The organism is Streptomyces sp. NPDC096132 (assembly GCF_044763345.1).
Taxonomy (GTDB): domain Bacteria; phylum Actinomycetota; class Actinomycetes; order Streptomycetales; family Streptomycetaceae; genus Streptomyces.
The window spans coordinates 184,889-196,493 of record NZ_JBIWGA010000004.1 but is presented as its reverse complement, the minus strand read 5'-3'; the positions used below and the strand labels follow the sequence as shown (position 1 = coordinate 196,493).

Sequence of the window (11,605 nt, the reverse complement as noted above, 5' to 3'; positions counted from 1 at the left end):
TCGTGGCCACGGGTGCGGACCCCGGTCAGGGGCGCTTGGCCGCGGGTGTGGACCTCGGGCCGGACGTGGACCCTGAGCTGGACCGCGTGGCCACGGGTGCGGACCCCGGTCAGGGGCGCTTGGCCGCGGGTGTGGACCTCGGGCCGGACGTGGACCCTGAGCTGGACCGCGTGGCCACGGGCACGGACGTGGGCCCGGGCCGGAGGGCCGCAGGTGCGGGGCCCGGGTCCGGTTTTGGCGGCGGGGCGGGTTCCGGCCTCACCGTTCACGCCCGTTGTACGCCCGCCGACAAGGCACGTGTCGTGGCCGGGCTGCGGGCGGCCGGGCACACCGTCGGGTTTCTCGGGGACGGTGTCAACGACGCCCCCGCACTACGGGCAGCCGACGTCGGTATCGTGCCGCGTTCCGCCTGTGCCGTGGCCCGGGAGAGCGCCGACGTCGTGCTCGGCGACAAGGACCTCGGCAACGTCGGCCACGCGATCACCGCTGGCCGCCACAGCAGCGCCAACATCGCCTCCTATCTGCGCGTCACCCTCTCCTCCAACCTCGGCAACGTCCTCGCGATGCTCTCCGCGGGCCTGCTGCTGCCGTTCCTGCCGATGCTCCCGGCCCAGGTGCTCGTGCAGAACCTCTGCTTCGACGCCGCCCAGCTCGCCTTCGCCCACGACCGCCCCGGCGCCGCCGCCCTGCGCCGCCCGGCCGGGCTGCGGCCCCGCGCCCTTCTGCGCTTCCTCACCGGCTTCGGCGTGCTCAACGCGGTCGCCGACCTCGCCACCTTCGCCGTCCTCGCACTCGCCCTGCACGGCCCCGACGCCGTCGACGACCGGGCCGTCTTCCACTCCGCCTGGTTCACCGAGAACCTCCTCACCCAGGCGGTGGTGATGGTGCTGCTGCGCACCGGCCGCGGAACCCGGGGCCCCGGCCCCGTCGGCCGGGCCGCCGCCCTCCTCGGCGTCGTCGGCCTGTCGCTGCCGCCGAGCCCGCTCGGCGCCCGGCTCGGCATGACCCCGCTGCCACTGCCGTACTACCTGGTGCTCACCGTCGTCCTCGCCCTGTACGCCCTGTCCCTGCGCTTGCTGGTGCGCCGTCAGCCGTAGGTCAGGTTCGAGCAGGGGTTGTCGTCGGCGGAGCGCGCCCCGTCGGCGACCTCGGTGGGCAGCGCGGTCGGCGTCGCCGACGCGGGCGACGAGGCGGACGCCGCCGTGTCGGCGTACGTCTGCCCCAGTACGACGCTGATGCCGGCCGAGGTGACGGACTCCAGCTCGGCGCCCGGGAACGCCTTGGCGACGGTCTCCGCCCGGCTCTCCTCGCCCGCCCCGTACTCGACGAGGGTGGTGGTGTGGTCCTGGGCGGTCGCCGTCGCCGTACCGGTGACCGTGAAGCCGTCGGCCGTGAGCTGTGCGGCGGCGCGCGCGCCGAGGCCGGTGACGGTGGTGCCGTTGTAGACGGCCACGTCGATGCCCGCGCCGGAGACCGGGGCGGGGGAGGAGGTGCTCGCGGAGGAGGGGGCGGACCCGGTCGTTCTCGCCCCGGTCGTCTTCCCCGCCGTCTTCTTCCCGCTCGCGTTCTTGCCGTCGATCGTGCGGTCGGCCTTCAGCGCGGCCCACAGCTCGTCGGCGTCCGGCTGCACGATCGCGACGCGCGCGCCCTCGTAACGCCAGGGCACCGTCACGAACTTCGTGTTGTGCAGGTCGATGTCCTTCAGCGACATCGCGAAGGAGATCAGCTTGTCGGCGGAGCCGAGGCCCGCGTCGACGGTGAGGGACCTGGTGGCGGCCTCGGCGAGCGGGAGCAGCTTCGTCGGGGTCAGGCCGTTGCTCTTGATCTCCTTCAGCAGGCTTGCCACGAAGGCCTGTTGGCGCTTGATGCGGCCTATGTCGGAACCGTCGCCGATGCCGTGCCGGATACGGACGTAGTCCAGGGCCTTCTTCCCGGAGACGGTCTGCTCGCCCTTCCTGAACAGCAGCGTGCCGCGGGTGGCGCGGTTCGGGCTGAGATCCTTCTCGTAGATGTCGTTCGGCAGGCACACCTTCACCCCGCCCACCACCCGGGTGAGCGAGGCGAAACCCTTGAAGTCGACGACGACCGTGTGGTCGACACGCAGCCCGGTGAGCTTCTCGACCGTGTTCTGGGTGCAGGCCGGGTTGCCCTTGTCGGTCTCGCCGACGGAGAACGCCGCGTTGAACATCGTGTCCGTCTGCGCCCCGGTCCAGCCGCCGCCCGGCAGCTTGCAGGGCGGGATGGTGACCAGGGTGTCGCGGGGGATGGAGACGGCCAGGGCGTGCCGGTGGTCGGCGTAGACGTGCAGCAGGAACGTCGTGTCCGAGCGGCCTATGGCGGTCTTGTCGCCGCCGCCCAGCGCCGCGTTGCCGTCGGTGCGCGCGTCGGAGCCGATGACGAGGACGTTCTCGCCCTTCGAGGAACCGGCCGCGGGACGGTTGTCGGAGAGCCCGCCCGAGTCGAACGTCGTGATGTTGCCGTCCAGCCGCAGATACAGCCAGCCCGCTCCGGCGGCCGCGAGCACCAGCAGGGACAGACAGAGCGACAGCGCGAGACGGACCCGGCGGCCGCGGCGGCGCCGGCGGTCGCGCGCGGCGGCCCGGGCACCGCCGCTGCCGGGCCCGGCGCCGCCCCCTCCACCCCGGTGTCTCGGGGGCGCGGCCCTGCGATTGCTGGTGACGGTCATCCGCGACCCCTCTTCACATCGCTCGCCGGGTTGTACAGTTGCGCAATGTAGCAACCATTGCTGATGGAGAGGCGTGAGCATGCTTCGCAACGGACTGGAGCCCTGGCACCTGCTGATCGTGGCCCTCGTGGTCGTCGTGGTGTTCGGCTCGAAGAAGCTGCCGGACACGGCGCGCGCCTTCGGCAAGTCGATGCGCATCCTCAAGAGCGAGGCCAGGGCGTTGAAGGACGAGGGCACTACGGGCTCGACGGCCGCGGCTTCGCCCGGCGCGGAGGCCACGGTCGCGACCACCCCGGCGGACCCGTCCGCGACCGCCCACTGAGAACCGGCGCGCACGAACCGGCGGGGCCGGGACCGTCCCGCTGTGTACGGGTCGTCCCGGCCCCGCCGGTCGGATGGAGCGTCGGTCTCAGGCGGGCTCGCCCGCGCTCGGCAGCGGAGGCCGCGTGAGCGCCTCGGCCGCCCGGGCCGCCTTGCGCCGCTTGCGGCGGCTCACTCGCGGCTCCTGGTCGGGCAGCCAGCCGAACGTCATGCAACTGCCCACGACACCCAGCAGCAGGCCCACGAAGAAGCCGCCCAGGTTGGACGTGACCCAGGTGCCCAGGGAGAGCAGCACGGCGATCACGGAGTAGAACAGTCGCTGGGACGGGTTGAAGAGGATCAGCAGACCGCAGACCGTCATCAGCGTGGGCAGCAGGTAGCCGGCCAGGCCCTGCATGCCGATGTGCAGGATGACCGGCAGCGGCGCCTTCATGGTCAGCAGGATCTCGGCACCGCCGAGCGTGAGCAGCAGACCGCCCAGGAAGGGCCGTCGCCCCCGCCACGCACGGAAGGCGCCGCGCCACTGGTCCGTGCCGCTCACTTCGGGCAGCCCCCGGTGCCGAACCGCATGTGCAGGTCGGGCAGCTTGAACGTACCGGCGGTGGCCGCGTAGTTGTGCTGGTACAGGTTGTTGATGAGGACCGTGTCGGCCTGCTGGCCGTAGACGCCCTCCGGGCCCTTCACGCCGCCCTTGTTGAAGGTGCTGGCGTCGCCGCCGATCTCGATGCCGTGGAACTCGGCGTCACCCTTGATCACATCGGAGTCGATGGCCAGGTTCTCCACGTGCACCGGCGTGCCCTCGCCGCCGGCGGTGAGGATCAGCTGGATGCCGCCGAGGTCGACGCTCTGACACATGTTGGTGATGTCGCCGTCCTTGACGACCGAGGTGACGACCAGGACCTGACCGCCGGTGTCGCCCTGGTTGGGGCTGTCCGGGATCATGCTGTCCAGGGCGCCGAACTGCTCGAATCCTTCTCCGTCGAGGGTGTCGGCGGTCACGACGAACGGCATGCCCGAGATGGCGAACTGCACGCCGAGGGCTCCCTCGGCGGTGAGGATCGCGAGGCCGGCGGCGACCGCGGCGGCCGGCACCGCCATCACAGCGGCCCGGCGCGGCCGGACCCGGCCGCGTCTGCCGGAGGAACCGCTTTCCGGGTTCCCGGGGGTGTTGTCGGCGGACGACGTGACGTCCGAGGACGAGGCCATGTCTGCTCCCATGCGCTTGAAGTGGTGCGGGTTGGGCTTCAGTGGCGCGTTGTCCTGGCGCGGACAGCGGCTGCCGCGCACGCCTCCTCACAACTCCCGGAAACCGCAAGGGCTTTCACGCTACGCGGCAGTAGCCATCGAGGAAGTTACCGATGGTTACACCAAGGGGTCAAGGGAGATGTGGAAAAAGAGTGTTCATCATGTGCCACCTGTGGATCAAATCCGTCACAAGATCGCTGCATATATCTGTCGGACCATCAACTTCCTTACGACGTATTGACGTTGACGGAACCTCAGGTCTACAACTCTCCCTGGCTCAGCCCGGATCCGTGGCTCGGCCCGGATCCGTGGCGCCGGATCCGCAGCGCGGCGTCCGCCGTGCTCCCGGACCTTCCGTTCCGTCACGGGCGTATCCGCCCGAGTCCGATCCCTTTCACGGCACCGGTACGGCCGCTTCCCCCCGCGGGCCGCGTCCGGATGCCCTTCCCGCCCGGCCCGGCCGGAGTCACCCCCCAGTGCCTCCGGCCGGTCACCGGCCTGCTGCCGTTGCCGGTCCGTCACGTACGGAGAAGGCGTCACGGGCCGGCAGCGGCAGATGCCGCCTCGCGTCCCCCCGCGTTGCGAACGGCACCCTTCGAACCATCAACTCCCCCAGAAATTCCTCCAGTTCAGAGAAGAGGCACCCGCCCATGCGTATCCGTTCCCTCCTCGCCGTCGCCGGTACCGCCGTCGCGCTCACCCTCCCGGCCGTCACCCCGGCCTCCGCGGCCGGCGCGGTCCTGACCACCGTCAACGGCGATGTCGCGGTCGGCGACGTCCTCACCGCGTCCCTGGCCAGTGGTACCGCCGCCACGCTGTACAACAGCTCGACCGGCACCAGCGGCGTCTCCTGTGCCACGTCCACCTTCACCGCCCAGGTCACCGACAACCCGGCCGCCCCCGGCACCGCCACCGAGTCGCTCACCGGCCAGACCTTCAGCAACTGCACCTCGAACGTCCTCGGTGTCACCGGCGTCACCAGCATCACCGTCAACAACCTGCCGTACACCACCACGGTCACCTCGGACGGCGTCGTCACGGTGACCCCGCCGAGCGGCTCCACCGTCCAGACCACGCTCGTCCTGCGCACCCTGCTGGGCAGCATCACCTGCGTCTACCAGGCGCCCAGCCTGGCCGGCACGGCGAGCAACGACGACAACAGCATCGCCTTCGCCAACCAGGCGTTCACCAAGTCGTCCGGCTCGACGCTCTGCCCCTCCGCCGGCTACTTCACCGCCAAGTACGCCCCGGTGACCGACGGAACCGACGCGGTCACGGTCAACTAACCGTCGTACAGCAGCGGTTCAGCGCCTGCGCAGGCGCAGCACCAGGGCGGCGCCACCGGTGAGTACCAGCACCGCGGTGGCGCCGCCCGCCACCATGGGCGCGGACGGCCCGGAACCGGCTCCGGTGGCGGAGGCCACCGGGGTGCTCGCGGGTGTGGCCGCGCCCGCCTGCGCGGGCGAGGCGTCGGCGGCCGAAGCCGAGGGGGTCACGGCCGCCGTGGACGCGGTGGCGGAGGGCGCCGGCGCGACGGACGAGGGCGCAGCCGAAGCCTCCTCCTTCTCCTTCTTCTCCTCGTCGGTTCCCGAGGTGCCGGCGGCAGCCGAGAACACCACGTCGGAGCACGAGTAGTACGTGTCGGGTGTGCTGCTGTTCTGCCAGATCGTGTACAGCACCTGACGACCCGTCCGGTCCGCGGGCAGCTTCGCGCTGAACCGGTAGGCCCCGTCGGTCAGGGTCGGGTCCTTGACCTCGGCGAAGGGGCGCTCCGGTAGATCGTCCCAGGTGAGCGGCTGCGCGGGGTCGTAGCCCTGCTTCGTCAGATAGAGCCGGAACGTCCCGGTGTGCGGGATCGTCGAGGCGTACGTCATCCGCAGCGTCCCGCCCGGCGTCAGCCGGGTCGTCGGCCAGTCGGCGCGCGCGAGGTCGAGCCCCTTGTAGGCGGGGAGCCCGCCACTGCACAGCTTGCCGTCCGGGATCGTCTGCCGGTCCCGGCCGTTCACGTTCGCCACGCGCAGGTTGTCCCAGGCGGCGAAGGACGTCCCGTTGGCGGCGATCGCCGCCTTGCAGGCCGCGGTGCCCGTCCGCGTGCCTTCCGGAGAGCAGCCGTAGACCCGGCTGGACGGCTCCATGGGTGCGCCATGGGCCAGGGCGGGGCCCGCGGCCCACAGGTTCAGCAGCAGCGGACTCACGGTGGCCGCCGCCAGGGCGGCGATGTGGTGTGCGGTCATCCGGGGCATCCGGGACGTCTCCTCGGCCGGCGCGGGAACGGTCTGTTCAGTCCAGTACGGGAACCGCGACCGACCCGTTCAGCACGCGGCCCGGACGGGACGCCCCCGAGCGAATCGGTCCATTCGCTGTCCAGTTGTGCGCGACAGCCGCCAATTCGCTTTCGTCAAGGGTGGGTTTCCGGCCGGATCGAGGGTTTCCCCTGTATCCGGATGACCATTCCTTTGCTTATCGTTCCACCACAGCTGACCCACAGGTAACCCCTGACAGCGTCCGCTTTCCAGCTTGGCCGGCCACAGGGCCGGCCTGGCGAATTCCCGCCTGCCCGGCGGGCCATGGCACGCACGCTCGCGGCGTTGCCGAACCGCCCACGTGGCTCCGCCACGAGGGCGCTCCGGCGCCTTGCGATCGCACGCACCATGGCCCGCCGGGCCCGCCCTCCGGGCGGACGACGGGAATTCGCCAGGCCGGCCCCAGCGATGCACCCCCCGCCGCTTCGACGCCGAAGCGAATCGACTGCCGCTCCGCGCTGCCCGGAGCAGGCCACGAAAGGCACGCCCTTGCGCACCTCACCCGCTCTGCGGCGGAAGCTGATATCCGCCGCCGCCGTCTCCGCGGCCCTCCTCACCGCCGCGTCCACCGCCTCCGCGGTCGCCGCGCAGGAACCCGTCTCCCCGGCTTCCGCCGTGCCCACCGCGCAGACCGAGGCCGCCCCCGGCGCCCCGGCCGAGCGCCTCATCGTCGGCTACAAGTCCGGCGCCACCGAGGCCACCTCGAACGCGGCCGCCGAGGCCGACGCCGCCGCCAAGGGCAAGGAGGCCGGCGAGGACGTCGACTTCCAGCGCCGCCTCGGCACCGGCGCCGCCCTGGTCGACCTGGGCCAGGACCTCACCAGGACGGACGTCGCCGACGTCGTCGCCCAGTACCAGGCGGACCCGCAGGTCGCCTATGTCGTACCGGACCGCCTCAACAAGCCGAAGGCCGACCCGAACGACACCGAGTACGCCAAGCAGTGGGACCTCTTCGAGTCCACCGCCGGCATGAACGTCCCGGGCGCCTGGTCCACCACGACCGGCACGGGTGTCACGGTCGCCGTCATCGACACCGGTTACGTCGCCCACACCGATCTCGCCGCGAACATCGTCGGCGGCTACGACTTCATCGCCGACACCACCGTCTCGGTGGACGGCGACGGCCGCGACAGCAACCCGGCCGACCCGGGCGACTACTACGCCGCCAACGAGTGCGGCTCGGGCATCCCGGCCTCCAACTCCTCCTGGCACGGCACCCACGTGGCCGGCACCATCGCCGCCGTCACGAACAACAGCAAGGGCGTCGCCGGCATCGCCTACGGCGCGAAGATCTCCCCGGTCCGCGTCCTCGGCAAGTGCGGCGGCTACGACTCCGACATCATCGACGCCATCACCTGGGCGTCCGGCGGCACCGTCTCCGGCGTGCCCGCCAACTCCAACGTCGCCAAGGTCATCAACATGAGCCTGGGCGGCGACGGCGCCTGCACCTCGGCGACCCAGAGCGCGATCACCGCGGCCGTGAACCGCGGCACGACCGTCGTCGTGGCCGCCGGCAACGAGAACGACAACGTCGCGAACCACTCGCCGGGCAACTGCAACAACGTCATCTCGGTCGCCGCGACCAACCGCACCGGCGCCAAGGCGTCCTACTCCAACTACGGCTCCCTGGTGGACATCTCGGCCCCCGGCGGCCAGACCAGCACCGGCACCGCCAACGGCATCCTGTCCACGCTGAACTCCGGCACCAAGACGCCGTCCACCGAGAACTACACCTACTACCAGGGCACCAGCATGGCCACCCCGCACATCGCGGGCCTGGTCGCGCTGCTGAAGTCGGCGAACTCCTCGCTCACCCCGGCCCAGATCGAGACCGCCATCAAGAACAACGCCCGTGCGCTGCCCGGCGCCTGCTCCGGCGGCTGCGGCGCGGGTCTGGCGGACGCGGCCAAGACCGTGGCGGCCGTGACCGGCTCCGGCGGTTCGACCGGCACCACCTTCTCCAGCACCACCGCGGTCGCCATCCCGGACAACGGCTCGGCGATCACCTCGTCCATCGCCGTCAGCGGTCTCAGCGGCAACGCGCCCTCGACCCTGAAGGTCGCCGTCGACATCACCCACACCTACCGCGGTGACCTGGTCGTCGACCTGGTCGCCCCGGACGGTTCGACCTACCGCCTGAAGTCCTCCAGCACCTCGGACTCCGCGGACAACGTCAACACCACCTACACGGTGGACGCCTCCACCGAGGCGGCCAACGGCACCTGGAAGCTGAAGGTCCAGGACGTGGCCGCGCAGGACACGGGCACGCTCAACAGCTGGAAGCTGACCTTCTGAGAGGGCGGCGGGGACACCCCCGCGTGACCTGAAACGGGCGGGCCGGCCGGTGTGGATGGACACCGGCCGGCCCGCCGCATGCCGTTGTCAGGAGGCCGCCCGCTCCTCCAGCGAGGCCAGCACCCGCTCCCCCCGGTCGGCCCGGGTGTCCAGACGGGGCAGCAGCCCGGGCACGGCGATGCCCGGCAGCATGTGCGCCCACATCACCGACAGCCGGTCGGCGAGGTCCGCGCGGTCCGTCAACGCCCGCGACATCAGCTGGATGCCGGTGAAGGTGCCCACGAGCAGTTCCACGGTCTCCCGCGGCTTCACCGTGGGCAGCAACTCGCCTCGTTCACGGGCCAGTTCGAGCAGGGTGCCGAGGTGCTCGGCCCACTGCCGGAACGGCTCGCCGTGATCGATCCCCGACGGCGTCTCCTGGTCCACCGCCAGCCGCACACTGCCCCGCAACAGGGCGTTGCTCAGCAGCCGTTGACCCACCACGAACGTCATGTCGACGATCTCCTGCAGCTTGCACGGCTGCGGCGGCACCGTGCCGAAGGGCACCTGCTCGTTGAGCACCGCCTGGGCGAGCGATTCCTTCGACGGGAAGTGGAAGTACAGGGCGCCCTTGGTGACTTCGGCGCGCTCCAGGACCATGGCGATGGTGGTGGACATGTAGCCGTGTTCGTCGAAGACCGCGCCGGCCGCCTCCAGGATCGCCCTGCGCGTCCGGATGGCGCGCTCCTGTTTCGCCATAAGAGCCCCTTAACGGCACCGAGTTGGCCCGGTTCCCGCGATCGCCCGCGGGTTCGGCCCGATCATAGGATGCCGTCGACTGATCTCATTGAAAACAAACCGGTCGCCTCGTACTCTAACGCTTACCGGAGCGGACGGTTCGCCGTCTGCCGTGGCCTTCGGGGGACCGTAGGGAGAGACATGACTCGACCGCGGCAGCTTGCCGACGCTCCGTCCCTGACCGCAACCGTGCCCCGCCAGCTGGTGCACCGCGCCGCCCTGTCGGAGACCCTTCTCACCGGCTGGCGACGCACCGGCGAGGACCGCTTCTCGGTCTCCGCGCAGTGGCCACGGGCACATGGGTTACACGTGTCGTCCGACTGGTCCGCATATGACCCCCTGCTCGTCGTGGAGACCGTCCGGCAGGCCGGCACCCTCCTCACGCACACCGAGTACGACGTTCCCCTGGATCACCAGTTCGTGATGCAGGAGTTCCAAGTCGACACTTTGGAAGGGAAGTTGGGTGTGGGCCCGCTCCCGGCCGAGCCCGAGGTGGATCTCGTCTTCACCGACGTCCAGTACCGCGGCCGGCGCCCCGCCGGTGCCCGCTACACCGCCCATGTGCTGCGTGACGGCGACCGGGTGGCCACGGCGGACGTCGCCTTCACCTGCGTCTCCGCGCCCGTCTACCGCCGGCTGCGCGGCGGCCGCACCCCCGACTCGGTGACCGCGGTGCCCCCGCCCACCGGTCTGGCACCGGCCGCCGTGGACCGTGCGCTGCCCGCCGACGTGGTGCTCGCCCCGTCGGCCGACCCCGATCGCTGGCAGCTGCGCGTAGATACCGCACACCCCGTTTTCTTTGATCATCCCCTGGATCACGTCCCCGGAATGCTGCTCCTGGAGGCGGCCCGCCAGGCCGCCCGGCTGCTCAGAACCGACGGTCGGTCACCCGTGGCGTACAACGCCCTCTTTCATCGTTACGCCGAGCTGGACGAACCCATCTGGATAGCCGCGAAAGGGGGTCATGACACCGATGTGCAAGTCGTCGGAACGCAAGGGGAGTCGACGGTATTCGAGTGCCTGGTGGGTACCGCCGTACGGTGAGCTATTGTGTACTGGGGGTAAGAAACAAACGGCATGACCCGTTCTTTACCGGCCCAGGAGAGTCCAGTCGATGGCGAGGCAGTTACGCGCCGAACAGACCCGCGCGACGATCATCACGGCCGCTGCCGACCTGTTCGACCGGCACGGCTACGAGTCGACCAGCCTCAGTGAGATCGTCGAGCACGCCCATGTCACCAAGGGAGCCCTCTACTTCCACTTCGCGGCCAAGGAGGATCTCGCCCACGCCATCATGGAACTGCAGTCCCAGGCCTCTCGCCGGGTCGCCGTCGAGATCGACGACCGGGGCTATCCGGCACTCGAAGCGCTGATGCGCCTCACGTTCGGCCTCGCGCGGCTTTCGGTCGAGGGCCCGATCGCCCGCGCGGGGCTCCGGCTCGCCACCGGGGGAGTGCCGGTGAAGCCACCGCTGCGACACCCGTTCGCGGAGTGGCTGGAGCTGATGACCCGTCGGCTGGTGGGTGCGATGCGGGAGTCCGACATCCATCCGGACGTCGACGTCGACGCCGTCGCCCACTCCCTGGTCTGCTTCTTCGTGGGCACCCGCGTCGTCGGCCGCTCCCGCGAGCCCGCGGCCCGGCTGCCGCGGCGCATGGCCGAGATGTGGCACGTGCTGATCCGGGGCCTGGTGCCGGTGCCGCGCCGCCCGCGCTACCTCAGTCTGGCGGCGCGGCTGGAGCGGGAGATCATGGTGGGATGACCGGAAGCGCGCTCAGGGCGGCCGTGGGGCCGCCCTGATCCGGTGCCGGTGCCGGATGCGCCGCTGCCGGTGCCGCAGGCCGTGCGCGGGCGTGCCGGTGCCGCAGGCCGGATGCGGGCGGCGGCGGATCGGGCAAGTAGGGCGGCCGGGGCGACACGGCGAGTCGCATCCCGACCGCTGGTGGGGCGCCAGGGCTGTACGGGCGGGGCGCATGCC

11 protein-coding genes are annotated in these 11,605 nt (G+C 71.1%); 6 read left to right on the top strand and 5 right to left on the bottom strand.

Annotated elements, in window-relative coordinates; genetic code table 11:
* A partial coding sequence (locus ACIRF9_RS11555) for an HAD-IC family P-type ATPase (RefSeq protein WP_403819354.1) occupies positions 1-1,097 on the top strand: 1,097 nt, incomplete at its 5' end.
* Here the strand turns inward: ACIRF9_RS11555 and ACIRF9_RS11550 are convergent.
* Entirely contained in the window at positions 1,088-2,686 is a 1,599-nt protein-coding gene (locus ACIRF9_RS11550; protein ID WP_403819352.1) for an LCP family protein, read from the bottom strand. The genes ACIRF9_RS11555 and ACIRF9_RS11550 overlap by 10 nt on opposite strands.
* Before the next feature lie 79 nt (positions 2,687-2,765).
* Here ACIRF9_RS11550 and tatA point away from each other — a divergent pair, with 79 nt between their 5' ends.
* Positions 2,766-3,008, top strand: a complete 243-nt coding sequence (gene tatA, locus ACIRF9_RS11545; protein WP_403819351.1) for a Sec-independent protein translocase subunit TatA — start codon at positions 2,766-2,768, stop codon at positions 3,006-3,008.
* A gap of 87 nt (positions 3,009-3,095) precedes the next feature.
* Here tatA and ACIRF9_RS11540 read toward each other — a convergent pair whose 3' ends face one another.
* Together ACIRF9_RS11540 and ACIRF9_RS11535 are read right to left on the bottom strand one after the other, a co-directional pair.
* Positions 3,096-3,548, bottom strand: coding sequence for a DUF6114 domain-containing protein (locus ACIRF9_RS11540; RefSeq protein WP_403819350.1), 453 nt, complete (start codon positions 3,546-3,548; stop codon positions 3,096-3,098).
* Positions 3,545-4,213, bottom strand: a complete 669-nt coding sequence (locus ACIRF9_RS11535) for a DUF6230 family protein (RefSeq protein ID WP_403819910.1) — start codon at positions 4,211-4,213, stop codon at positions 3,545-3,547. Before ACIRF9_RS11535 ends, ACIRF9_RS11540 begins: the two co-directional genes overlap by 4 nt.
* A gap of 689 nt (positions 4,214-4,902) precedes the next feature.
* Here ACIRF9_RS11535 and ACIRF9_RS11530 point away from each other — a divergent pair.
* On the top strand, positions 4,903-5,538 hold the full coding sequence (locus ACIRF9_RS11530) for a Tat pathway signal sequence domain protein (RefSeq protein WP_403819348.1): 636 nt from the start codon (positions 4,903-4,905) through the stop codon (positions 5,536-5,538).
* An 18-nt stretch (positions 5,539-5,556) separates the two neighbouring features.
* Here the strand turns inward: ACIRF9_RS11530 and ACIRF9_RS11525 are convergent, their stop codons facing one another.
* Entirely contained in the window at positions 5,557-6,495 is a 939-nt protein-coding gene (locus ACIRF9_RS11525) for a lytic polysaccharide monooxygenase (protein ID WP_403819346.1), read from the bottom strand.
* A 549-nt stretch (positions 6,496-7,044) separates the two neighbouring features.
* Here ACIRF9_RS11525 and ACIRF9_RS11520 point away from each other — a divergent pair.
* Positions 7,045-8,850 (top strand): S8 family peptidase, encoded by a 1,806-nt coding sequence (locus ACIRF9_RS11520; RefSeq protein ID WP_403819345.1) that lies wholly within the window; start codon positions 7,045-7,047, stop codon positions 8,848-8,850.
* A gap of 87 nt (positions 8,851-8,937) precedes the next feature.
* Here the strand turns inward: ACIRF9_RS11520 and ACIRF9_RS11515 are convergent, their stop codons facing one another.
* On the bottom strand, positions 8,938-9,588 hold the full coding sequence (locus ACIRF9_RS11515) for a ScbR family autoregulator-binding transcription factor (protein WP_403819343.1): 651 nt from the start codon (positions 9,586-9,588) through the stop codon (positions 8,938-8,940).
* 180 nt (positions 9,589-9,768) lie between these two features.
* Between ACIRF9_RS11515 and ACIRF9_RS11510 the strand changes: the two genes are divergently transcribed.
* Positions 9,769-10,671 (top strand): ScbA/BarX family gamma-butyrolactone biosynthesis protein, encoded by a 903-nt coding sequence (locus ACIRF9_RS11510; RefSeq protein ID WP_403819341.1) that lies wholly within the window; start codon positions 9,769-9,771, stop codon positions 10,669-10,671.
* Between the two features lie 70 nt (positions 10,672-10,741).
* Complete coding sequence (locus ACIRF9_RS11505; protein ID WP_403819339.1) at positions 10,742-11,389, top strand: ScbR family autoregulator-binding transcription factor; 648 nt, start codon at positions 10,742-10,744, stop codon at positions 11,387-11,389.
* Positions 11,390-11,605 lie beyond the last annotated feature (216 nt).